22 protein-coding genes and 4 tRNA genes are annotated in these 22,912 nt (G+C 66.4%); 16 read left to right on the top strand and 10 right to left on the bottom strand.

Annotated elements, in window-relative coordinates; translation table 11 throughout:
* Window positions 1–6 precede the first annotated feature (6 nt).
* Window positions 7–900, bottom strand: coding sequence for a sulfurtransferase (locus tag D7252_RS15095; protein ID WP_120776132.1), 894 nt, complete (start codon window positions 898–900; stop codon window positions 7–9).
* Window positions 901–1,045: 145 nt separating this feature from the next.
* Between D7252_RS15095 and zapE the strand changes: the two genes are divergently transcribed.
* From zapE to D7252_RS15080, 3 genes are all read left to right on the top strand, one after another.
* Entirely contained in the window at window positions 1,046–2,083 is a 1,038-nt protein-coding gene (gene zapE, locus D7252_RS15090) for a cell division protein ZapE (protein ID WP_120776131.1), read from the top strand.
* A gap of 134 nt (window positions 2,084–2,217) precedes the next feature.
* Complete coding sequence (locus D7252_RS15085) at window positions 2,218–3,456, top strand: ammonium transporter (protein WP_120776130.1); 1,239 nt, start codon at window positions 2,218–2,220, stop codon at window positions 3,454–3,456.
* A 19-nt stretch (window positions 3,457–3,475) separates the two neighbouring features.
* Window positions 3,476–4,063, top strand: coding sequence for a type II toxin-antitoxin system PemK/MazF family toxin (locus D7252_RS15080; protein WP_120776129.1), 588 nt, complete (start codon window positions 3,476–3,478; stop codon window positions 4,061–4,063).
* Here the strand turns inward: D7252_RS15080 and D7252_RS15075 are convergent.
* Window positions 4,029–5,192 (bottom strand): DUF1611 domain-containing protein, encoded by a 1,164-nt coding sequence (locus D7252_RS15075; RefSeq protein WP_120776128.1) that lies wholly within the window; start codon window positions 5,190–5,192, stop codon window positions 4,029–4,031. The genes D7252_RS15080 and D7252_RS15075 overlap by 35 nt on opposite strands.
* A gap of 216 nt (window positions 5,193–5,408) precedes the next feature.
* Between D7252_RS15075 and D7252_RS15070 the strand changes: the two genes are divergently transcribed.
* On the top strand, window positions 5,409–5,795 hold the full coding sequence (locus D7252_RS15070; RefSeq protein ID WP_120776127.1) for an SPW repeat protein: 387 nt from the start codon (window positions 5,409–5,411) through the stop codon (window positions 5,793–5,795).
* 60 nt (window positions 5,796–5,855) lie between these two features.
* Here the strand turns inward: D7252_RS15070 and D7252_RS20130 are convergent, their stop codons facing one another.
* Together D7252_RS20130 and D7252_RS15065 are read right to left on the bottom strand one after the other, a co-directional pair.
* Entirely contained in the window at window positions 5,856–6,032 is a 177-nt protein-coding gene (locus tag D7252_RS20130) for a hypothetical protein (RefSeq protein WP_183055314.1), read from the bottom strand.
* A 116-nt stretch (window positions 6,033–6,148) separates the two neighbouring features.
* On the bottom strand, window positions 6,149–6,583 hold the full coding sequence (locus D7252_RS15065) for a GIY-YIG nuclease family protein (RefSeq protein ID WP_220659887.1): 435 nt from the start codon (window positions 6,581–6,583) through the stop codon (window positions 6,149–6,151).
* A 124-nt stretch (window positions 6,584–6,707) separates the two neighbouring features.
* Here D7252_RS15065 and D7252_RS15060 point away from each other — a divergent pair, with 124 nt between their 5' ends.
* Both D7252_RS15060 and D7252_RS15055 read left to right on the top strand, forming a co-directional pair.
* Window positions 6,708–7,673: a TIGR03885 family FMN-dependent LLM class oxidoreductase gene (locus D7252_RS15060; RefSeq protein ID WP_120776125.1), complete on the top strand. Its 966-nt coding sequence runs from the start codon at window positions 6,708–6,710 to the stop codon at window positions 7,671–7,673.
* A complete protein-coding gene (locus D7252_RS15055) occupies window positions 7,670–9,334 on the top strand; it encodes an alpha-amylase family protein (protein ID WP_120776124.1) in 1,665 nt (554 codons plus the stop codon). The genes D7252_RS15060 and D7252_RS15055 overlap by 4 nt, the downstream gene beginning before the upstream one ends.
* 57 nt (window positions 9,335–9,391) lie before the next feature.
* Here D7252_RS15055 and D7252_RS15050 read toward each other — a convergent pair.
* Window positions 9,392–9,464 (bottom strand) — tRNA-Val (locus tag D7252_RS15050).
* Between the two features lie 151 nt (window positions 9,465–9,615).
* Between D7252_RS15050 and D7252_RS15045 the strand changes: the two genes are divergently transcribed.
* From D7252_RS15045 to D7252_RS15020, 5 genes are all read left to right on the top strand, one after another.
* A tRNA-Gly gene (locus D7252_RS15045) sits at window positions 9,616–9,688 on the top strand.
* Between the two features lie 54 nt (window positions 9,689–9,742).
* A tRNA-Cys gene (locus D7252_RS15040) sits at window positions 9,743–9,813 on the top strand.
* A 28-nt stretch (window positions 9,814–9,841) separates the two neighbouring features.
* Window positions 9,842–9,913, top strand: a tRNA-Val gene (locus D7252_RS15035).
* Window positions 9,914–11,063: 1,150 nt separating this feature from the next.
* Window positions 11,064–11,369 (top strand): hypothetical protein, encoded by a 306-nt coding sequence (locus D7252_RS15025; RefSeq protein WP_120776122.1) that lies wholly within the window; start codon window positions 11,064–11,066, stop codon window positions 11,367–11,369.
* Window positions 11,369–12,196, top strand: coding sequence for a M23 family metallopeptidase (locus tag D7252_RS15020; RefSeq protein ID WP_120776121.1), 828 nt, complete (start codon window positions 11,369–11,371; stop codon window positions 12,194–12,196). Before D7252_RS15025 ends, D7252_RS15020 begins: the two co-directional genes overlap by 1 nt.
* 74 nt (window positions 12,197–12,270) lie before the next feature.
* On the opposite strand, the gene D7252_RS15015 is transcribed toward D7252_RS15020, so the two are convergent.
* Window positions 12,271–13,617 (bottom strand): deoxyribodipyrimidine photo-lyase, encoded by a 1,347-nt coding sequence (locus tag D7252_RS15015; protein ID WP_120776120.1) that lies wholly within the window; start codon window positions 13,615–13,617, stop codon window positions 12,271–12,273.
* Window positions 13,618–13,661: 44 nt separating this feature from the next.
* Window positions 13,662–14,054 (bottom strand): hypothetical protein, encoded by a 393-nt coding sequence (locus D7252_RS15010; protein ID WP_120776119.1) that lies wholly within the window; start codon window positions 14,052–14,054, stop codon window positions 13,662–13,664.
* A 156-nt stretch (window positions 14,055–14,210) separates the two neighbouring features.
* Between D7252_RS15010 and thrS the strand changes: the two genes are divergently transcribed.
* Together thrS and D7252_RS15000 are read left to right on the top strand one after the other, a co-directional pair.
* A complete protein-coding gene (gene thrS, locus D7252_RS15005) occupies window positions 14,211–16,139 on the top strand; it encodes a threonine--tRNA ligase (protein ID WP_251051474.1) in 1,929 nt (642 codons plus the stop codon).
* A 30-nt stretch (window positions 16,140–16,169) separates the two neighbouring features.
* Window positions 16,170–16,736 (top strand): HIT domain-containing protein, encoded by a 567-nt coding sequence (locus D7252_RS15000; RefSeq protein WP_120776117.1) that lies wholly within the window; start codon window positions 16,170–16,172, stop codon window positions 16,734–16,736.
* 50 nt (window positions 16,737–16,786) lie between these two features.
* On the opposite strand, the gene pdxY is transcribed toward D7252_RS15000, so the two are convergent.
* Window positions 16,787–17,638 carry a pyridoxal kinase PdxY gene (pdxY, locus tag D7252_RS14995; protein ID WP_120776116.1) on the bottom strand — a complete coding sequence of 284 codons (852 nt, stop codon included), beginning with the start codon at window positions 17,636–17,638 and terminating at the stop codon, window positions 16,787–16,789.
* 46 nt (window positions 17,639–17,684) lie between these two features.
* Window positions 17,685–18,989, bottom strand: a complete 1,305-nt coding sequence (locus tag D7252_RS14990; RefSeq protein ID WP_120776115.1) for an aminotransferase class I/II-fold pyridoxal phosphate-dependent enzyme — start codon at window positions 18,987–18,989, stop codon at window positions 17,685–17,687.
* A gap of 88 nt (window positions 18,990–19,077) precedes the next feature.
* Between D7252_RS14990 and pdxS the strand changes: the two genes are divergently transcribed.
* The gene (pdxS, locus tag D7252_RS14985) at window positions 19,078–19,971 is read left to right on the top strand and encodes a pyridoxal 5'-phosphate synthase lyase subunit PdxS (RefSeq protein ID WP_120776114.1); all 894 of its coding nucleotides are present in this window, start codon (window positions 19,078–19,080) and stop codon (window positions 19,969–19,971) included.
* A complete protein-coding gene (gene pdxT, locus D7252_RS14980) occupies window positions 19,961–20,557 on the top strand; it encodes a pyridoxal 5'-phosphate synthase glutaminase subunit PdxT (protein ID WP_120776113.1) in 597 nt (198 codons plus the stop codon). Before pdxS ends, pdxT begins: the two co-directional genes overlap by 11 nt.
* A 48-nt stretch (window positions 20,558–20,605) precedes the next feature.
* On the opposite strand, the gene D7252_RS14975 is transcribed toward pdxT, so the two are convergent.
* Complete coding sequence (locus tag D7252_RS14975; protein ID WP_120776111.1) at window positions 20,606–21,985, bottom strand: aminotransferase class V-fold PLP-dependent enzyme; 1,380 nt, start codon at window positions 21,983–21,985, stop codon at window positions 20,606–20,608.
* Window positions 21,986–22,125: 140 nt separating this feature from the next.
* Between D7252_RS14975 and D7252_RS14970 the strand changes: the two genes are divergently transcribed.
* Entirely contained in the window at window positions 22,126–22,887 is a 762-nt protein-coding gene (locus D7252_RS14970; protein WP_120776109.1) for a YebC/PmpR family DNA-binding transcriptional regulator, read from the top strand.
* Window positions 22,888–22,912 lie beyond the last annotated feature (25 nt).

Raw genomic sequence — 22,912 nt, 5'->3', positions numbered from 1 at the left:
ACATGTTCAGAGCGTGCCGGGCTCGGTGCCGGTGACGATCGGCACGCGGACCGCGCTGCCCCATTCCGTCCATGACCCGTCGTAGTTGCGCACGTTCTGGAAGCCGAGCAGATGCTTGAGGACGAACCACGTGTGGCTCGAGCGCTCCCCGATCCGGCAGTACGCGACGACGTCGTCGCCGTCGGCGAGGCCGGCGCCGTCCCGATAGATCGCCTCGAGTTCGGACCGGCTCTTGAACCCGCCGTCCTCGGCCACGGCCTTGCCCCACGGGACACTCTGCGCCGTGGGAATGTGCCCGGCACGCAGGGCTCCTTCGTCCGGATACGCCGGAGCGGTCGTCCGCTCGCCGCTGTATTCCTCCGGTGAGCGGACGTCGATCAGCGGGTTTCCGAGGTGTGCGAGGACGTCCTCCTTGTAGGCGCGGATGCCGGAGTCGTCGCGCTCGACGACGGGGTACTCGGTCGCGGGGCGCACGGTCGCCTCGCGGGTGAGCTCCCGGCCTTCCGAGATCCAGCGGTCGCGACCGCCGTCGAGGAGCCGCACGTCTTCGTGGCCGAAGAGAGAGAAGACCCAGAGAGCGTACGCGGCCCACCAGTTGTTCTTGTCGCCATAGATCACGACGGTGTCGTCTCGAGAGATCCCCTTGCGGCTCAGCAGCGCAGCGAAGCCCTCTCCGTCGACATAGTCACGAACGACCGGGTCGTTGAGCTCGGTGTGCCAGTCGACCTTGACGGCCCCGGGAATGTGGCCCGTCTCGTAGAGGAGCACGTCCTCATCGGATTCGACGACGACGAGACCCGGCTCGCCCAGCCGCGACGCGAGCCATTCGGTGGTCACCAGCCGTCCTGGCTCGGCGTACTCGGCGAACTTGGGGGAGGAGGAATCGAACTCGATGGCCATGGGGTCTCCGAAGCATTGAGCGGGCGAAGGTGCGGGTGCTGACGGCGTAGTGTGGAGCCGTCCCTTCGACGATAGATGCCCCCGGTGCCCCCTGCACCCGATTCGTAAGACTTCGACACAGCCAAGCACCCGATTCAGGACCGTGATGACCGACACGACCAGCCGCACGGGTATCGTGCACCTCGCCGAGCGACAGCCCACGATCAGCGGGCCGGAGATGCTCGCGAGCCTGGTGCCGCCGCCGCAGTTCGACTCCGCGACCTTCGACAGCTATCGCGCTGATCCCGCGTACCCGTCGCAGGACGAGGCCAAGGACACGCTCCTCCGGTTCTCCGGTCGCGGTGCTCCGGCGAAGCGTGGCGGATTCTTCAGCCGTGCCAAGAAGGAACCCGAAGTGAAGCCAGGGGTGTACCTCGACGGCGGCTTCGGTGTGGGCAAGACGCACCTGCTGGCCTCGATCTATCACGCGATGCCCGCCCGTCGGAAGTACTTCGGCTCGTTCATCGAATACACCGCGCTGGTCGGCGCGCTCGGCTACAAGAACACCGTCGACCTCCTCAAAGGCGCCGATCTCCTCTGCATCGACGAGTTCGAACTCGACGATCCCGGCGACACGATGGTCATGACGCGTCTGCTGGGCGAGCTCGTCCCCACGGGGACGCGACTGGCCGCCACCTCCAACACTCCGCCGAACGCTCTCGGCGAGGGGCGCTTCGCCGCACAGGACTTCCTCCGCGAGATCCACGCCATGTCCGACAGCTTCCAGACGCTGCGCATCGACGGCGTCGACTTCCGCCAGCGCGCGCTCGACGGCCACTCGATCACCCTCGACGACGACGCCTACGATGCGGCCGTCAACGAAGCAGGCGACTCGGGCGCGGCATCCGACGATCAGTTCGATGACCTGATCCGGCATCTGGCACGGGTGCATCCGTCGCGCTACATCCGACTCATCGACGGCGTGGTCCAGGTGGGACTTCGCGGAGTCCGCCAACTCACGGACCAGTCGGAGGCGCTTCGATTCGTGGCATTCGTCGATCGTGTGTACGACGCCCAGATTCCCGTCGTCGCGACCGGCGTCGGTCTGGACGCCGTCTTCTCGGACGAGATGCTCGCCGGCGGATACCGCAAGAAGTACCTTCGCGCCATCTCCCGATTGAACGCACTGACGCATTCTGCGTGAGCCCGCAGAGCCGCGTAACGCGATGTTCACACGGAACGCCCGGCTGTAACAGCGGGGAAACAAACTTCACGCATGCGCGAAACGGCGTGTCGCCACACTGAAGCTCTCAATTACTTCGGATGTGAGGTTTTCCTATGGATGCTCCCGGCAACATCTCGTGGGCGATCACGGCCACTGCGCTGGTTCTGCTCATGACGCCAGGCGTCGCGTTCTTCTACGGTGGTCTCGTCAAGGCGAAGAGCGTCGTCAGCATGATGATGATGAGCTTCGGCTCGATCGGACTTGTCGCCGTGCTGTGGATTCTCTTCGGCTTCTCGATGAGCGCCGTCGACAGTCCGACCGCGTTCGCCGGCAACCCGTTCGCCGACATCGGTCTGTCGAGCCTGGCGTCGGGCGAGGGCTCGAACGTCGCGCTCCTCGGTGTCGCCTACGGAGCCACCTTCGCGATCATCACCATCGCGCTGATCTCCGGCGCGATCGCCGACCGCGCGAAGTTCGGCAGCTGGCTGATCTTCGCGGGGATCTTCGCGACCGTGGGGTACTTCCCCGTTGCGGCGTGGGTCTGGGGCGGCGGCTGGATCATGAACCTCGGCACCACTCTCTTCGGTGAGGACAGCGGGATCGGCGTCATCGACTACGCCGGCGGCACGGCCGTGCACATCAACGCCGGTGCCGCGGCGCTTGCGCTGGCTCTCGTCCTCGGCAAGCGCATCGGTTTCCAGAAGGGCATCCTCAAGCCGCACAACGTGCCGCTGACGCTGCTCGGCGCCGCGCTGCTGTGGTTCGGCTGGTTCGGCTTCAACGCCGGCGCGGAGTGGCTCGCCGAAGACATGGGCGGTGTCGGACTCATCGGTCTGAACACGCTCGGTGCCACCGCGGCGGCCATCCTCGGCTGGATCCTCATCGAGAAGATCAAGGACGGCAAGCCCACGTCCGTCGGTGCGGCGTCGGGTGCTGTGGCCGGTCTGGTCGCGATCACTCCGGCCTGCGCCAACCTGACCCCCGGCTGGTCGCTCCTGCTCGGTGCTCTCGCCGGTGTCGTCTGCGCCCTCGCGGTCGAGTTGAAGTTCCGTCTCGGCTTCGACGACTCGCTCGATGTCGTCGGCATCCACCTCGTCGGCGGTCTTCTCGGAACGGTCTACCTCGGGTTCTTCGCCACCGAGACCGGCCTGTTCGTCGGCGGCGACGCCCGCCAGCTGGCCGTTCAGGTCATCGCCGCCCTGGGTGTGCTGATCTACTCGTTCGTCGTCGCCTTCATCATCGGCTTCGCGATCGAGAAGACGATCGGGTTCCGCGTCACGAACGAGGACGAGATCGCCGGTGTCGACCTGGTCGTCCACGGCGAAGAGGGATACGCACTCGCCGACGCGTGACAGCCGTTAGGGTGACCGTGTGAGCAACACCGACGGCATCCTGGCAACACTCGCGAAGCTCCTGCAGAAGACGCTGGGATCAGACCGGGCGTCTCGGACACCGATCCGTCCGAGACGCCCGGATGCGTACCTGCGGCCTTCGCCCGAGGCCCCGACTCCCGCCGAACTTCGGCCGGAGCCGGGGCATTCTGCCGGGACGGAGACGCTTCGCATCGACCCTGACCGGGTCAAGGACGTTCGAGTCGGTTACTCGCCTGAGCGAGACGGCGCTCCGGACGCCGGTGAGATCGTGTGGACCTGGGTGCCGTACGAGGAAAACGACGGACGCGGCAAGGACCGGCCTGTGCTCGTCATCGGTCGCGCTTCACGAGACCGGGTATACGCGGTGCGGATGACCAGCAGACCACACGACGGCGAACGCGACTTCCACTCGATCGGTGCAGGATCCTGGGACTCGCAGGGTCGCGAGTCCTGGGTCGACATCGAGCAGCTGTACAGCGTTCACGACAGGGGCCTCCGCCGTGAAGCCGCCGTTCTCGACCGCTGGCGCTACGACGCGGTGGCGAACGCGCTCACGCGTCGGTACGGCTGGTCTCCAGCGGGCTGAGAGACGGGAACGCCCGCAGCACCATCTCGACGAGATCCTTCAACGGACGAGTCAGAGGGTCGGTCGCGGGAAGCGCGAGGCTGAGCTCGATGTCGTCGATCGCGGCGCTGAGCTCGCGGTCCGAGAGATTCTCGTGGTTCACGGTGACACCGATGACGCGGGTGTCGGCGAACGCTTCGATCAGTGCCACTTCGCTTTCGACCGTGGGCATGCCGACCATCGGGAAATCTCCCAGCGTCTTGCGCCCAGGGGCGTGCTGGACGATGACGCCGGCAGGGCGGCTGCCGCGGAGGATATGCGCCGAGGTGAGATAGGCGGGGTGACTGAGTGCGCCTTGACCTTCGACGATGATGACGTCAGGATCCTCGCCCTCGAATGCGGCGACGACCTGATTCTCGACCTCGCCCGAACAGAACTGGGGGACCAGAGCATCGAGTGCGACGCCGTAGCGGCCGCCCTGGATGATGGTCGTCTGGCCTGTGCCGACCATGACCGCGCGGATGCCGTGCTCATTGAGTGCGCGCACCAGCAGGGTCGCTGTCGTGCGCTTGCCGATGGCGCCGTCCGTGCCGAGGATCGCGATACGGGGGCAGGTGACGTCGAAGATGCGGCCGGAGAAGAGGTGGAGGTCCTTCTTGTCCTTGGGGCGGCGGACGTCGGTGATGGTGACACCGGCGAGTGCCGTCGCGGCGACGAACTCCGCGTCGTCCGTCAGGAACTCGTGGAGGCCGTTGATGATGTGCATGCCGCGAGCGATGCCGTCGAGCAGCGCCGTGCGCTGTTCAGGGGAGAGCAGCCCGTCCGCGGGGGCGACCCCGCAGATGAGGTAGTCCGGAACACGGCCGGCGTGCACGAAGGCTGCGGTCAGGCCGTCGACGATGGGAATGCCGTTGGCAGTGCCGTCGAGCAGCGCACCGGCGTCGGCACCTGCCCGTGTGCTGTCGATCACGCTGAGGATCTCGTACTTCTCCGAATGGCGGATCAGGCCGTTGGCGGTCTTGCCGTCCTGCTCGCCGAACTGGCCCTCGCAGTAGATCACCGCGGTCGCGCCCTCGGGGAGCGAGATCGGCTCCGCCCAATTGCGGGTGGACGGGCGAGTCGAATCAGAAGGAAGGGACGGGATGGACATGGCGCTCCTCGGAGTAACCCAGAGGAGGCGACGGAGAACGAAGTGCCGAAACGGCCCGTTGGTCGACGAGAAGACTTCCCTGACGCCGGCGAGATGCCAGCTTCCCTCACAGTAGCAGCGTGGTCTGAGCCTGGGCTGCGAGCCGGGACAATCCGAATCGCGGGGCGTGCCGAACCAGTCATGAGCCGCGACCGCGGCGAAGCACAAGGAGGAATCATGCGTTTCATTCCCACCAAGGTCCACGGCATTCTCGACTACATCGTCGGTGTCGCGCTCATCGTCGCCCCCTGGCTGTTCGGATTCGCCGGCGTCGGCGGGGCCGCCGTCGTGATTCCCGTCGTGCTCGGCGTCGGACTGATCGTCTACAGCCTGTTCACGAAGTATGAGTGGGGCCCTTTCGGGCTCATCCCGATGCCTGTGCACCTCGTCTTCGACATCGTCGCAAGCCTCTTCCTCGCGCTCTCCCCGTGGTTGTTCGGCTTCGCGGACGAGGCGTTGAACGTCTGGCTCCCGCACGTCGTGGTCGGCGCTGCTGTCATCGTCGTGGTGCTGTTCTCCCAGTCGCAGCCTGCGACGACGCGGGGGCGTGCAGTCACCGCCTGACCCGCAACGCGAGAAGAGGCGCCCTCCGGAACGGAGCGCGCCTCTTCTCACATGCGACGTCTAGTCGTCGGCTGTATCGCCTGACTCAGCTTCTTGAGCCTTGTGCACGGCGTCCTCATCCACCTGCGCCGGTGGCAGATCCTGAAGGAACTCACGATCTTGGTTGGGGTCGCCGCTGCCGTCGCCCTGGATCGCCGGGTCTGCGCTCGGGTTCTGTTCATCGTCGGTGCCGGACATGGCGTCTCCTCTCGTGAATGCCGCGCGGCATCCTTCTTCGTACGAGTGTGTCTCGGTCGTCGCCTCGTGAGGCAGGGGCTGGTGTGTGCCGACCGCCGGTGCTAGGGCGGCAGTGCTCAGGGGGAGGCGGCGCCGCGAAGCGCCTCGCTCAGCCATCGTGCATAGAGCTGCCAGGGTTCGCCCACCGCGCGGACACGGCCGACGTGCGCCCGAACTTCGTCGTTCAGCGTGAACCACTCGCCGCCCTCGCGCGCCGAGGCGAACTCTCGGTGCCGCTGCTGCTCGACGCTTCTGCCCCCGCGTTCGAAGGCGAGGAGCTCCTGATGCCGGATGCTGGCGATCCGCTGCCGCGGGCGCCTGCTCGTGCCGATCTTCACGCGTGTGTCGAATCGCAGGTAGTAGACGACCTCGACCTGGGGGAGAGGCAGATCGGTGTCGGGCACGTCACCGTAGCGCCACCCGCAGGCATCGCACAGCCACGCCTCCCCGACACGGGTGCCGGAGAGATGCCCGCACAGGGTGCAGGGGCCCGGCAGCAGCTTCGATCTCACGCGTCGGACGATACGCCGGGCCGGGGACACCGCGCGAGCCGGCTCGGGGTGGCAAGGGTAGAGGTTCGACCCCTCGCACGTCCAGCACTGCCGTAACGGCGCCATCGTTGGCAGACTCGGGACCATGGCATTCATCGGATTCCACGCTTCTCACGAACAGATCCCACCGAGCGCCCTTCTGAAGGCCGTCATCGGAGCGGAACGAGCCGGGTTCGACGGCGCGATGAGTTCCGATCATCTCGCGCCGTGGACCCCGAGTCAGGGCGAGTCGGGCTTCGCGCTGAGCTGGATCGCGGCCGCGTTGGCGCGGACGGAGTTTCCGATCGGGATGGTCAACGCGCCCGGGCAGCGCTATCACCCGGTGCTGATCGCGCAGGCCTTCGCGACGCTGGAGGAGATGTTCCCCGGGCGGTTCTGGGCGGCGATGGGAAGCGGGGAAGCGGTCAATGAGCACATCACGGGGGATCCCTGGCCGCCCAAAGCCCAGCGCAACGAGCGGCTGCGCGAGAGCGTCGACGTCATTCGCCGACTGATGGCGGGTGAAGAGGTGGACCATGACGGCCTCGTGCGGGTTCACAGGGCGCGGGTGTGGAGCCGGCCCGCTCAGCCCCCGCCGCTGTTCGCGACCGCGGTGAGTGCAGAGACCGCGGGATGGGCCGCATCCTGGGCCGACGGCTTGGCGACGGTGGCGCAGGAGCCGAAAGCCCTGCGGAGCGTGGTGGACGCGTACCGGTCCGCCGGCGGTGATGGCCCGTGCATCCTCCAGGTGCATCTCAGCTGGGCGGATACCGATGCCGCAGCATTCGCCATCGCGCGCGACCAGTGGCGCAACGGGCTTCTCGCCCCGCCGGTCACCTGGGATCTCGAGCAGCCGGAAGACTTCGAGAACGCCGTGAAGGGCAAAGACGAGAGCGAACTTCGAAGCGCGGTCCTCATCGATCACGATGCGTCGTCCTTGGCGGAACGCATCGCCGAGCTGGTGCAGATCGGCTTCGATCGCGTCTACCTCCACCACGTCGGCACCGAGCAGTCCGAATTTCTGGATGTCGCGGCATCCGACCTGATTCCCGCATTGAAGGAGAAGCTGTGAAGATCACCGACACGAGCGACCTGTGGTGGAAGACGGCGGTCGTCTACTGCCTCGATGTGGAGACGTTCCGCGACTCGAACGGCGATGGCGTCGGTGACCTGCAGGGGCTAGCACAGCGCATCGACTACCTGTCGCAGCTGGGCGTCACGTGCCTCTGGCTGATGCCGTTCTATCCGACACCGGGCCGCGATGACGGCTACGACGTCGCCGACTTCTACGGGGTGGACCCGCGCCTCGGAACACACGGCGATCTGGTGGAGGTAATCCGCACAGCGCGAGACCGCGGGATGCGCGTCATCGTCGATCTCGTGATCAACCACACATCCGATCGTCACCCGTGGTTCCTCGCCGCGAAACGCAGCGTGAACTCGCCGTACCGGGACTACTACGTCTGGCGCGACGATGCGCCTCCGAAAGGGCAGAAGAACGCCGTGTTCCCCGGGCAGGCGAACGGGATCTGGACCAAGGACGAGAAGTCGGGGCAGTGGTATCAGCACAGCTTCTACGAGCACCAGCCCGATCTGAACATCGCGAACCCGCATGTGCGCGATGAGATCGCGAAGGTGATCGGATTCTGGTTGCAGATGGGGATCTCCGGCTTCCGGGTCGACGCGGTGCCCTTCCTTCTGGAGGTGCCGAACGGGGCAGAGATCCCGGATCCGCATGACCTGCTGCTCGACATCCGGCGATTCCTGCAACGGCGGTCGAGTGAAGCGATCCTGCTCGGTGAGGTGAATCTGCCGTACGCCGAGCAGGTCGACTACTTCGGTGGCGACGGCGGTGACGAACTCACGATGCAATTCGACTTCGTGGGGATGCAGGCGATGTATCTCTCGCTGGTGCGAAGAGATCCGGCGCCGCTGGTCGATGCGCTCATCTCGCGACCGTCGTTGGGCACGGAGGTGCAATGGGCGAACTTCCTCCGAAACCACGACGAGCTCACGCTCGACAAGCTCAGCGACAGCGAGCGACAGGAGGTGTTCGAGGCGTTCGCGCCGGACGAGCGGCAGCGAGTGTTCGGACGGGGGATCGTCCGCCGGCTCCCGCCGATGCTCGAAGGAGATCCCCGGAGGATCCGGATGGCGTACAGCCTGCTGTTCACGCTTCCCGGCACACCTGTGCTGTTCTACGGGGAAGAGATCGGCATGGGGGAGAACATCGACATCCCCGGTCGCAAGGCCGTGCGCACGCCGATGCAGTGGTCGGACGAGCGCAACGGCGGCTTCTCGGATGCTGCGCCCTCGAAGCTGGTGGCGCCCCTGCCCACCGACGGCTACGCGCCGCAGCACGTCAACGTCGCATCGCAGCTCGAGGATCAAAGCTCGATGCTCCATTTCATCCGCGACCTCGCCTCGCGCTACCGAATCTCGCCTGAGCTCGGCTGGGGAACGTTCGAAGTCATCGAGCAGCCGGCGACCTCGCTGCTGGTGCATTCGCTGACCGCGGATGTGGGACGAGTCATCGCCCTGCACAACTTCGCCGAGGTGCCGGTGGAGACACGGTTCCTGCTCGACGGTGAACCAGAGGGAACCTCGCTCGTCGATCTTCTCGAACCCACACGGATGGGCCTCGGGCCGAACGGGGAAGTCGAGATGGAGATCCCCGCCTTCGGCTACCGGTGGCTTCGGGTCTCCCGCCCGGGGGACGGGCGCGTGACCTGAGCGTCGGTCGGATGGCGAAAGCCCCGCAGGACCGTGGTCTTGCGGGGCTTCTGTCGGTGGGCGATACCGGACTCGAACCGATGACCTCTTCCGTGTGAAGGAAGCGCGCTACCAACTGCGCCAATCGCCCATACCCGTGGGGTACGTCAACAGATACTACCCGACCCCCGGCCGCCAGGTTGACCACTCCGGAGGACACGCGCGAGATTCGATTCCGGTTTGGACGGCGACGAAACATCGGCTAATGTTTCATGAGTGCCCGGGACGACCGGGAACGAAATGCGGATGTAGCGCAGTTGGTAGCGCACAACCTTGCCAAGGTTGGGGTCGCGAGTTCGAGTCTCGTCATCCGCTCGAGTGCAGGGGATTCTCCTCGGAGGATCCACCGCACGTGGGGTCAATCCACACGGTGGCGTGGCCGAGCGGCTAGGCACCGGCCTGCAAAGCCGTTTACACGGGTTCGAATCCCGTCGCCACCTCGCTTGTAAAATTGAAAAGCCCTGACGGGCGCGATTGGCGCAGCGGTAGCGCGCTTCCCTGACACGGAAGAGGTCACTGGTTCGATCCCAGTATCGCGCACACTGAAACCCCCGGTTCTCCGGGGGTTTTTTCGTGTCCGGGGGCGTAGACGCCTATCCGGATCACAAGGTACGCGAGCAAGAGGCTGACGATCGCAGCCAGTACGAGATGCTCGTCAGCGTAGACGACTCGACGATCTTCGTGCATCACAGAAGGCGTGGACGGGCCGCGTTCTCGACCTCTCGGTTTCTCGGTCGCCGGGTCGTGGAAGAGGCAGTCGCATTCACCAACGTGTTGCGCGCTCCCGGCGCCTAGCACGGGCGTGTTCGTGCCTTCCACCGAGGAGTCCCCAGGCTCGGCTCGGTGGAAGGCACAGAGCACGGTGCGATCGTCCCCAGTCAGCAGCACCGCCGCTCCGGCAGCAGAGTACGCCGTTAAATCTCGGCCGTCTAGATTGAGACCGGGTCCAAGAATATGGCGGTCTCCGGGCTTCATCCGGCGACCGCCGCGCGGCCTTGGGCCCTACGCGCTCTTGCGCCCCGCGAGCGGCCTGCCGCCGCATCCTCTTCATGCGCCAGCAGGCCGCCGAAATGCAGCGTTGCCGCGTCAGTCCCCAGAAAGCCGCCGGCTGCTGCAACCCGTAACGATAACGGCCAGCACCGACATGGATAGGGGATTGACAGAGGGCCCGCTCTCGCGGGTAGGTTGAGCCTGGATCGCAGCAAGTGGCGGTCTTCGGGCCGGTGAAGTCCCCAGCAACACCGGCAGGTGGTCCCGAAGGTTCCCCAGACCTGTCGGGGCCACCCCTCCGAATCGTGCGCCACGTCAGCGTCCGTGAATACGGGTCCAGACGAAGACTTGAGCACTGCCCTGTGATTGAAGCGGCCGGTCATTCGCGCCCTCGACGGAGGCGGGAACCTGTGAGTCAGCTGGTAGCGCGGTCGCGAGCGCGCGCGGCAGAATACACCAAATTGCGGTGCGAACTGGAGTTTGATCTGGCATTCCCGTTGCCATCGCTAGAGGGCCTTCTCCTCAAATCCTTTGGGGCTCATACGGTTTTGCCATGAGTCCACCAAACAAAACACGAGTGACGGTCGTCGCCGCAGCGCTATTGGCAACTGGCCTGCTGCTCCCCGGCTGTGGGACCTTGCCCGGCGCTGTCAGCCCCATCCCGACCTCGACGTCAAGCCCGACGCGATCCTCCAGCCCCGTGTCGAGCGAGACGTTCTCTGACGCCCAACTCGTACAGGCGTGCATCGACGTGACGACCGGCGCCTTCGGCGCGACGGTTGACTTCGACGTCGACGGCGCCCGAATCGAGCAGAGAACGGCTGATCCGGATTGGCTCGTGCTTGTACCCGCCGCCGCCGAGGGCTTCGACGGCGAGGCTCAGTGCACCATCGGCGGGTCGCCATCGGCGCCGGTCATCGGACTGTCTTCGGCATCGATCGAACCACTGCCTGAGGAGCAGATTCAGAATCTGATCGCAGGCAAGAACGAGGGGGGCACACAGTAATGTGCGGACTCGATGCAGGGACGCCTACCGATGCAGCGATCACTAAACCAAACCTGACCAGGCGGAATCTGTTTCTGCTCACCGGCGCAGCAGCCCTTGGTGCGTCTTTTGCTGCGAACTTCACACGACCCCCGTCGGCCACTGCGGCGGGCACGTATCTGCGCCCGTGCGGAAATGTCACGATTTCCTCGTCCTGGCAAAGTCACCGGAATCGCACGCCCGCTTCTGGCGAGCCAGGCACGGATTACAGCGTCGCATACGGCACAGCTGTGTACGCAGCAACGAGCGGTGTCATCGCCGCTCGCCAGACCTCAACATCGGGCGCTACCGGGCGGTTCCTCGCGTTGCAGGCCGATGACGGCAACTACATCCGCTACCTCCACTTGAAGAGCATCTCTGCGGCGGTCGGGCAGCGGGTGAATCGCGGTGATCTCATCGCCGTATCCGGGGCATCAGGCTTCGGCCAGGAGTACGGCTACGGTGCGCACGTGCACGTGTCGCTCTGGATCGACGGCACGCCATGGCGGCGCGGCTTCACAAGCACCGCGGATTTTGAAAACTACGTCGGCTCGAACACAACTCCACCCCCAGCCCCCTCGTCCTCCGCCATCTACAAAAGGAACAACAGCATGAGCTCGCTTTACTACACCACGATCAACGGCACCCACCACTTCGCGCTGGCCGGTGACGGAACCGGAAGTGCCGCATGGTTGGACACCCAAGACCAGAATCTCGCCAACGCTCTTGCCGTGCAACACGGCAATGCGGCGTATCTGACTCCGACGTCATTCAACTCATGGAAGGCGCGCTACCTCGAGAACTCCTAGTCCCGGAGCCTCACGACCATTGAGACCAGCGGGGTCGCAGAGTTCAGAGTCTCCTCGCCCCACGTCAGAGATGCTCAGCCTCGCTGGCGCGGCGCCCGCTTCACCTCGTCATACGCCGCGAGCGCGGCCTTACGCGTTTCGCCGAGGTCGACGATCGGCTCCGCCGGCGCATCCGACGCCCAGCGAGAGATGTAGAGCCTGTGCGGGTCGAACTTCTTGGCCTGCAGCTCCGGGTTGAAGACACGGAAGTATGGCGCTGCATCGGCGCCTGATCCGGCGACCCACTGCCAGTTGAAGGCATTGCTCGCACCGTCCGCGTCGACGAGAGTGTCCCAGAACCACTCCTCGCCGAGCCGCCAGTCGATGAGCAGGTTCTTCACCAGGAACGAGGCCGTCACCATCCGGACCCGGTTGTGCATGTAGCCCGTGTGCCAGAGTTCGCGCATTCCGGCATCCACCAGCGGTACGCCGGTCTCGCCGTGTTCCCACGCGTCGAGTTGTGGGGGGTCCAGCGGCGGCCAGGGGAAGGCGTCGAACTCCGGTCGCAGGTTCTTGGTGGCGAGATCGGGGAAGTGGTACAGCGTGTGCCAGGCGAATTCGCGCCATCCGAGTTCGGACAGGAACCCTCCAGCGCCCTCTACGCCGACGGCCTCGTGCCAGACAGTGAAGGGGCTCACCTCACCCCAGCGGAGGTGCGGAGAGAGTCGAGATGTGGCGCCGGCTGACGGTTCGTCGCGTGCCCGGTCATAGGTGGGGAGGTCGTTCTCCAGGAACTCCGTCAGACGGCGTCGTGCGGCGAGCTCGCCGGGCTCCCACGTCTCGCGCAGTCCACCTGCCCAGTCGGGGGCGGTGGGAAGCAGCGCCCATTCGTCGAGAGCGTCGGATGCCGGGGCACGATCGTCCGCCGGCATCTCTGCAGGCTCCGGAAGGGGAGAGCGGGGCGCCGGAAGGGCAACGCAGGCGCGCCAGAACGGCGTGAAGACCGAGTAGTGCGAGCCGCTGCCGGTCGTGATCGTCCACGGCTCGTGCAGCAGCGATGCGGCGAAGGAGGCGACAGTGACGCCGTCGTCGCGAAGCGCACTCTTGATGCCGGCGTCGACGTCCCGCTCCGGGCCGCCGTATCGCCGATTCCAGAACACGGCGTCTGCTCCGGTGTCGTCCACGAGCTCTCGTATCACCCGGTCCGCGGCGCCGCGGCGCAGGACGAGTGTGACGCCCCGTTCGTTCAGCCTCTCACTCAACGACGCGAGCGAGTGGTGCAGCCACCAGCGAGATGCACCGCCGAGAGGCCGGATCCCGGTTGACTCTTCATCGAGGATGAACACGGCGATCACCGGTTCGCCTCGCTCGACGGCGGCGTGCAGCGCGGGGTTGTCCGCGAGCCGCAGATCGTCACGGAACCAGACGAGTGAGGAGGCCATGGGCCCATTCTTCCTCACCCGCCGACGCAGGTACGGCGCGTACTTCAGCGCCGGCGGCGAGGCTCGTTGGTGGCCCAGAGCGCCCACATCACCAGCAGTGGCTGCAGGAAGAGCCGTCCGAATCGTCGAGCATCCGTGTCCAGGCCCGGTGTCGATCGTCCTGTGCGCCACTGATGGATGTTCCCCGGCAGCACGGCGACGAAGAAGGCCGCCGTCGCCCATCCGAACTGTCGTCGCAGGCGAGGGAGAGCGATCAGCCCTGCGGCGAGCGTGACCTCCGCGGCACCCGACGCACGAACGATCGCGTTCTTGTCGAGCCTGCTGACCCGCACGGCCCAATCGGGGACGACGACCCGGAACCCCCGCGTCGCTGTGAAGTGCATGACGCCGATCGCGCCGAGGGCGATCGCGAGGGTCCAGCGGGCGAGTGCTCTCATGGCCTCACGCTACAGGGGGGGGGGGCGCTTTCCGCGGCGGTCGGAGCGATGCAGGTTCGAGTAACGTGGGTACCGACCAGATGGAGAGTTTCTGTGCCTGAAAATGCCCGGCCGAATGACGGCTTCGCCCTGTTCACCGATCGAAACGTCGTCGCGATGCGCGTCAACGGCGACCTCAAGGATCTCGCCACCCCCCTGAGCGACACTGACACGGTCGAACCGGTCACGATCGACAGCGCCGACGGCCTCAACATCCTCCGTCACTCCGCCGCGCACGTGCTCGCGCAGGCGGTGCAGCGTATCAACCCGCAGGCGAACCTCGGCATCGGTCCGCCCATCACCGACGGGTTCTACTACGACTTCGGCGTGGACACCCCGTTCACTCCCGAAGACATCAAAGCCGTCACCAAAGAGATGCAGCGCATCGTCCGGGAGGGGCAGCGGTTCGTCCGCCGCGTCGTCACCGAGGACGAGGCGCGCGCCGAACTCGCGAACGAGCCGTTCAAGCTCGAGCTGATCGACCTCAAGGGGCCAGGCAAGGAAGCCGCGGAAGGTGCGTCGGTCGAAGTCGGCGAGGGTGAACTCACCATCTACGACAACACCACTCGCGACGGCGAGGTCGTCTGGAAGGACCTCTGCCGCGGCCCTCACCTGCCGAACACCCGCATGATCGGCAACGGCTGGGACCTCACCCGCATCGCTGCCGCCTACTGGCGTGGCAGCGAGAAGAACCCACAGCTGCAGCGCATCTACGGCACGGCGTGGCCCTCGAAGGATGAACTCCGCGCCTACCAGCACCGTCTCGAAGAGGCAGCGAAGCGCGACCACCGCCGTCTCGGCAAGGACCTTGACCTGTTCTCTTTTCCGGAGGAGATCGGATCAGGACTCAGCGTCTGGCACCCGCGCGGCGGCATGATCCGTGGTGAGATGGAACAGCACGCCCGCAAGCGTCACATCGAGGGCGGCTACACCTACGTCTATACCCCGCACATCTCGAAGGAAGACCTCTTCCTCACCTCGAATCACCTCGTCACCTACAAGGAGGGCATGTTCCCGCCCATCGTGATGGACGAGGAGCGCGACGAGAACGGCGAGATCACCAAGCAGGGCCAGGACTACTACCTGAAGCCCATGAACTGCCCGATGCACATCCTCATCTACAAGGAGCGGGCGCGCAGCTACCGCGACCTGCCGCTGCGCTTCGCAGAGAACGGCACGGTCTATCGCAACGAGCTCTCCGGTGCGCTGCACGGGCTCACGCGCGTGCGCGGATTCACCCAGGACGACTCGCACCTCTTCGTCACTCCTGAGCAGCTGGAGGAAGAGGTCTCCAAGGTCCTCGACTTCATCCTGTCGATGCTCCGCGACTTCGGTCTCACCGACTTCGAGCTCGAACTCTCGATGAAGGATGACGAGAAGTCCAAGTGGATCGGATCGGACGAGTTCTGGGAGAGCTCGACCGATGCGCTGCGCCGCGTCGCCGTGGCGTCCGGCCTCAAGCTCACCGAGGTCCCGGGAGAGGCCGCCTTCTACGGTCCCAAGATCGACCTGAAGACGCGTGACGCGATCGGCCGCACCTGGCAGCTGTCGACCGTGCAGGTCGACCCCAACCTGCCGGAGCGGTTCGAGCTGGAATTCATGGACAAGGACGGGCAGAAGAAGCGCCCCATCATGATCCATCGTGCGCTGTTCGGCTCGATCGAACGGTTCTTCGCCATCCTGCTCGAGCACTACGCGGGCGACTTCCCCGTTTGGCTCTCCCCGCTGCAGGTGGTGGGGATCCCGGTCGCCGACGAGTTCGCAGACTACCTCGGCGACGTGATCCGCTCCCTTCGCGATTCCGGTGTGCGCGCCGAACTCGACTCCTCCGACGACCGGATGCAGAAGAAGATCCGCACGCACACCACCGGGAAGGTCCCGCTGCTGCTGATCGCCGGCGAGCAGGACCGGGCTGCCGGCACCGTCTCGTTCCGATACCGCGATGGCACGCAGGAGAACGGCGTGCCGATCGCCGACGCGATCGCTCGCATCCACGCGGCGATCGACTCGCACGCGCTGGTCCAGACCGCCGGAGACCTGGTGTGACGCGCCCATCGGTTCGAGGGAGCGCCACTCGTGGCTGAGCCGGAGAACGCCACGACAGAGCACGCCGAAGACGGTACGCTTCTGGCCGGTGTGCCAGACGAGTTCCAGCGATTGTGGACCCCTCACCGGATGGCCTACATCCAGGCGGGCCCCGAGGTGCTGCGCGACGAGTGCCCGTTCTGCGAGGCCCCGAAGTTTCCGGATGCCGAGCGGCTCGTGGTCGCACGCGGGAAGACCGCGTACGTTCTGCTCAACCTGTTCCCGTACAACTCCGGGCACCTGCTCGTCTGCCCGTATCGCCACATCGCGACATACGATCAGGCGACGCCGGAGGAGGTCGCCGAGATCGGCGACCTCACGCAGACGGCCATGCGGGTGCTGCGGGAGGTGTCGCGCTGCGACGGCTTCAACCTCGGGATGAACCAGGGAGCGGTCGCCGGGGCCGGCGTCGACGCGCATCTGCATCAGCATGTGGTGCCGCGATGGAAGTCGGACGCGAACTTCTTCCCGATCATCGCGAAGACGAAGGCGCTGCCCCAGCTGCTCGGTGAGGTCCGCGAAGCCGTCGCCGACGCATGGCCCGTTCCTGGTCGCTGAGCGAGCAGCGTAGCGAACACGAGACGAGACGTCTGCCCCGCAGTGCGGACTCAGCGCACCTGGCGTGCGGAGAACTGCATCCGCGGACTCGCGTAGAACTCCTGTGCCTCGATGAGCTGCAGTTCTCGTTCACCGGAGTCGAGGGTCGCCTTCAGCAGGTCGTACACACTCGATGCGGTGCGCTCGAGGGCGACATGTGCGCTGCCCGTCTCCACGTAGTGGGCGGTGAAGAGCGCCGCGGTCACGTCGCCGGAGCCGTTCGCCTTCATCGGGAGGTGCGGTGTCTGCACGATCCACGCCCCGGCGTCATCGACGGCGAGCATCTCGATCGTCCCGTCCTCGCGATCCGGACGCTCGACACTCGTCACCAGGACGGTCCGTGGGCCCATGTCCCGCGCAAGATCCACGGAAGCGAGAGTCGATTCGAGCGTGTCGGGGTCGGTCTCGGTGAGAAAGCCCAGCTCGAACTGGTTGGGGGTGATGATGTCAGCTGCCGGAACGACCCGCTCCCGCAGCAGGATCGGGATCGCCGGTGCGACGAAGCATCCGGACTTCGCGTTGCCCATGACGGGGTCGCAGGCGTACACGGCATTCGGATTCGCCGCCTTCACCCTGGCCACGGCATCGATGATCACGTCGCCGATGCCCTCGCCGCCCTGGTAGCCGCTGAGGACCGCGTCGATCTGACCGAACACGCCGCGCTCTTCGATGCCGGTGATGACCTCGGCCACATCCGCGGGGGCGATCAGGGGACCGCGCCACGATCCGTATCCGGTGTGGTTGGAGAAGTTCACCGTGTACACGGGCAGTACCTCGACACCGATGCGCTGCAGCGGGAACACTGCGGCGGAGTTGCCGACGTGACCGTACGCGACGGCGGACTGGACGGAGAGGATCTTCATTCCCCGATCCTTTCATTCAAGGCGGGCGACTGCCCGCGGCCAAGGTTCATCGCACCGCCGCGACGAGGTCGTCGACGAGGGCCGCCGCATCCTCGTCGGAGAGGTCGTGCACGGTGAGCCGCAGATGGTGGGACGGCTCGGCGCGGTCGTCGAGAGCGAATTCGTCTCCGGTGCGAGCGAGCCACCCTCGCCTCATCAGGCGTTCGGCGACGATTCGCGCGGGTTGCGGCAGCCGGACCCACAGGCTGAGCCCCTCGGATGCCGGAACGTCGATGCCACGCGCCCGCAGCAGCGCGGTGAAGGCCGCGTTGCGCTCGGCGTAGTGCGCCGCCGCCGCCGTGACGTCGGCTGTCACCGTCTCGTCCGTCAACTGAGTCAATGCCAACCGCTGCAGCAGGTGACTGACCCAGGTCGTCCCAGGGCTCAGGCGCATGGCTAGCCGATCGGCCGTCTCGGGATCGGTGGCCGCCAGAGCCAGGCACATGTCGGGTCCGAGGAACTTCGACACCGACCGGACGAGTGCGAATCGACGGTGACCGGCACCGATGAGCGTCTCGTACGGTCGCTGCGCGAGCATCGAGAAGTGGTCGTCTTCGATGATCAGCACGTAGGGGTGGTCAGTCAGAACCGCGCGAAGTTCTCCGGCTCGCTGCGGGGTCAGGCTGGCCCCGGTGGGGTTCTGAGCTCGTGGCGTGCAGATGACGGCGCGGATGCCGGCGTCCAGTGCCGCGCGGAGGCCGTCCACCGTCATGCCGTGCTCGTCCACCGGCACGGCCACGGCGCGGTATCCGCCGAGGCGGACCGTATGGATGCTCGCAAGGAAGCAGGGGTCTTCCAAGGCGACCGCATCGTCGCGCATGAGCGCCTGTGCGAGCAGACGCTCGACGGCATCCACGGCGCCGCTGGTGACGGTGATTCGGAAGTCGGCGTCGAGGTCGGAACTCATCCAGTTCCGCGCCCACTCGTCGAGACCGCGATCGATCACCGGTTCGCCGTACAGGACGGGTCTGCGTGCGATGTTCATGAGCGCCGCGGACGGGTCGGGGATACGGCGAGGGTCCGGGTTCCCGGTTCCGACGTCGCGCAGCACCGTGTCGGCGGCGTAGCCCTCCTGCGCCACGGTCTCGAGCCCGGTGACCACGGTGCCCGCTCGGCCGCGCGAGACGACGAGCCCGGCCTGTGCCAGCTGGCGATAGGCGGCGACGGCCGTGTTCCGGTTGACGCCGAGGGTGGCGGCCAGTTCTCGCACGGGAGGCAGCAGGCTTCCCGGCCGGAGGATTCCCCGGTCGCTGAGCGCGCGGACGCTGTCGGCGATGTCTGCCGCGGTGGTCCCTGTGATGTCGTCGCTCATGTGTCCTCACCTGTGATTCTAGGTCGTATCCGACAGTGCTATGTTTGGCCTAGATCAAACCCGGCTTTGACGCATACGAGGAGACAGCATGACGCACACCACCACCACCGGATCTTCGCGCGTCAAGCGCGGACTCGCCGAGATGCTCAAGGGCGGCGTGATCATGGACGTTGTGACAGCCGACCAGGCCAAGATCGCCGAGGATGCCGGTGCCGTCGCGGTGATGGCGCTCGAGCGCGTCCCCGCTGACATCCGGGCACAGGGTGGCGTCTCGCGGATGAGTGACCCCGACATGATCGACAGCATCATCGATGCGGTCTCGATCCCGGTGATGGCGAAGGCTCGGATCGGACACTTCGTCGAAGCGCAGGTCCTGCAGGAGCTCGGTGTCGACTACATCGATGAGTCCGAGGTGCTCTCGCCTGCGGACTACGTGAATCACATCGACAAGTTCGGCTTCACCGTGCCGTTCGTCTGCGGCGCCACCAACCTCGGTGAAGCACTTCGCCGCATCAACGAAGGCGCCGCGATGATCCGGTCGAAGGGAGAGGCCGGCACCGGCGACGTCTCCGAGGCGATGAAGCACATCCGCAAGATCCGTGGCGAGATCGCTGCGCTGACGGCGCTCCCGAAGGACGAGCTGTTCGTCGCGGCCAAGGAACTGCAGGCGCCCTACGAACTGGTCGCCGAGATCGCCGAGACAGGCACCCTCCCCGTTGTCCTCTTCGTCGCCGGCGGGGTGGCGACGCCCGCGGATGCCGCGATGATGATGCAGCTCGGTGCCGACGGCGTCTTCGTCGGCTCCGGCATCTTCAAGTCCGGAAACCCGGCGGAGCGCGCGAAGGCGATCGTGAAGGCGACGACCTTCTTCGACGACGCGAAGGTGATCGCCGAGGTGTCTCGCGGCCTGGGCGAGGCGATGGTCGGCATCAACGTGACCGACCTGCCGGCCCCCCACCGGCTCGCCGAGCGTGGCTGGTAGCCCTCGGGTCGGAATCCTCGCGCTGCAGGGCGACGTGCGCGAGCATGCCGCCCTGCTGGCGGATCTGGGTGCCGACGCGGTGCCGGTTCGCCGGCCGGCCGAACTCGCGGCCGTCGACGGTCTGGTGATCCCCGGCGGCGAGTCGAGCGTCATCGACAAGCTTTCGCGGATCTTCGGGATGCAGGGACCGATCCGTAGCGCGATCGCTGACGGGATGCCGGTACTGGGCACCTGCGCAGGACTGATCATGTTGGCGGACACCGTGGTGGATGCGATCGACGGACAAGAGTCGTTCGGGGGACTCGATGTGGTCGTGCGTCGCAACGCCTTCGGCCGCCAGATCGAGTCCTTCGAGGCCGAGCTGCACGTGCCGGCTGTCGGCGGTGCGCCCGTCAACGCGGCTTTCATCCGCGGCCCGGTCGTGGAGTCCGTGGGGCCTGCCGCGGAGGTCCTCGCCGCGTTGCCGGACGGGCGCGCGGTGGCGGTCGAGCAGGGCAATCTCCTCGGCCTCAGCTTCCACCCCGAGATCACGGGGGAGACGCGGTTGCACGAACGCTTCCTCGCGCGGGCCATGGCCCGCGCCTGACTCACCGAAGTCTGTGCTGCCTGCCGTGGACCCGGTCGCTCGACGGCGTCACCCGCCGACCAGGCGACGAACGGCGTCGACGGTGCGGGAGATGTCCTGATCGGACGTCACCCACGATGACATCGAGCACCGGAGGGCTGCGCGCCCCCGCCATTGGGCACCGGTGAGTGCGGCGGTCCCGTCGATGAGGATCGCGTCGCCGAGTGCTCGAGTGGCAGCGTCCGAGCGGGCGCAGAACATTACCTGGGTGTAGTCGACGTCGTTGAGGATCTCGATCCCGCCGATGGACGCGAGACCTTCCGCCATCGCGACGGCATTGTCGTGCAGGCGCTCGACCAGCGCAGCGATACCGGAGCGCCCGAGGCTGCGCATCGCGGCCCATGCCGGAACACCCCGCGCTCGACGTGAGAGCTCTGGCGTGACGTCCCAGGGGTCGAGGCCGGAATAGATCAGATAGTAGCCACCGGTCCGGAACGCGGCGATCGAGTCTGCGGGTTCTCGCACGATGGCCATTCCGCAGTCGTAGGGCACGTTGAGCGTCTTGTGGGCGTCCGTCGCCCAGGAATCGGCGTCAGCGATCCCCGCCGTCAACCGGCGAAGCGAGGGGGATGCCGCCGCCCAGAGCCCGAACGCGCCGTCGACGTGCACCCAGGCTCCATGCCGCTTCGCGACAGGGATCAGCTCGGCGAAGTCGTCGAACCCGCCCGTGTGCACTTCGCCCGCCTGGAGGCAGACGATCAGGGGGCCGTCCGAGTCGGCGATCGCCCGCTCCAGCGCGTCAACGCGCATCCTGCCCTGGTCGTCGGAGTCGACGACGGTCAGTTCCGTCCGGCCGATCCCGAGGAACCGGGTCGCGCGATCGATCGAGCCGTGCCGATCTGCACCGACGACGAAGCGCAGTGGGGGAGCGCCCCGGAGGCCGCGCTCCGCGATGTCCCATCCGCCGCGCATCAGAGTCGCGTGGCGAGCCGTGGACAGGCAGGTGAAGTTGGCGAGCTGCCCGCCGGTCACGAAACCGACGCTGCAGCCGGACGGGAGGCCCCAGAGGTCCAGCATCCACTGGCCCGCGACGCGCTCCATGGCCACCGTCGCCGGCGTGAGGCTGGATGACCCGGCGTTCTGGTCCCACGCTGAGACGAGCCAGTCCGCGGCCAGGGCAGCGGGATGGGTGGCGCCGATCACGAACCCGAAGAAGCGGCCACCCGGGATCGCGACGAGGCCAGGATCGGCGCGCTGGGCGATCTCTCCGATGACTGCCGCCGGATCGGCGCCTTCATCGCTGAGCGGACCACCGAACACTGTGAGCATGTCGTCGATCGACGCGCGCGGCCAGACGGGTCGCTCATCGACGGAGTCGAGGAAGGTCAAGGCGGCACGGTGCGCTGCATCCAGAGCGCGTGTGGTGTCGTCGACGTCGCTGTCGCGCATGTGTCAGGCCTACACCCTTCGGTCGGCTTGCACCAGACTCCCTCGTGGCGAGCTGGGGCGCCACCGGGCGCGGACCCGGTTCGTTAGACTGGTCGACGCCCTGGGCGTGAGCTCCGGGCGGATACGACGAGCGGAGACTTATGTCCGGGCACTCCAAGTGGGCGACCACCAAGCACAAGAAGGCCATCATCGACTCTCGGCGTGCCAAGTCGTGGGCCAAGCTCATCAAGAACATCGAGGTCGCCGCCAAGCTCGGCGGTCCCGACCTGCAGGGCAATCCGACTCTCTTCGACGCGATCCAGAAGGCCAAGAAGACCTCGGTCCCGAAGGACAACATCGACCGCGCGGTGAAGCGCGGTGCAGGCATCGGCGGCGAGGCTGTCGAGTACCTCTCGATCATGTACGAGGGGTATGGACCCAACGGTGTCGCGCTCATGATCGAGTGTCTGACCGACAACAAGAATCGCGCCGCGGCCGAGGTGCGAACGGCACTGAGTCGCAATGGCGGAAACCTCGCAGACCCCGGCAGCGTCGCGTACAACTTCAGTCGCAAGGGTGTCATCGTGGTCGGCTCGGAAGGGACGACCGAGGACGACGTGATGATGGCGGCTCTCGAGGCCGGTGCGGAGAACATCGAGCCGCATGCGGAGGGCTTCGAGGTCATCACCGAGGCGACCGATCTCGTCGCCGTGCGCAGCGCGCTGCAGGATGCGGGGATCGACTACGAGTCCGCCGATGTGGAGTTCGTGCCGAACCTCAAGGTCGAGATCGACGCCGAAACGGCGCGCAAGGTGTTCCGCCTCATCGATGCGCTCGAAGACAGCGAAGACGTGCAGAACGTCTTCACCAACTTCGATCTCACCCCCGAGGTGCAGGCGGAGCTGGAGAACGACGACGCCTAGGCGCGCCGAACGCCCGCGGTGTTCG

Origin of the sequence: Microbacterium sp. CGR2 (assembly GCF_003626735.1) — a bacterium.
Classification (GTDB): Bacteria; Actinomycetota; Actinomycetes; order Actinomycetales; family Microbacteriaceae; genus Microbacterium.
Note: the sequence above shows the minus strand (reverse complement) of the source record. Positions and strands in the feature narration are given on the sequence as shown.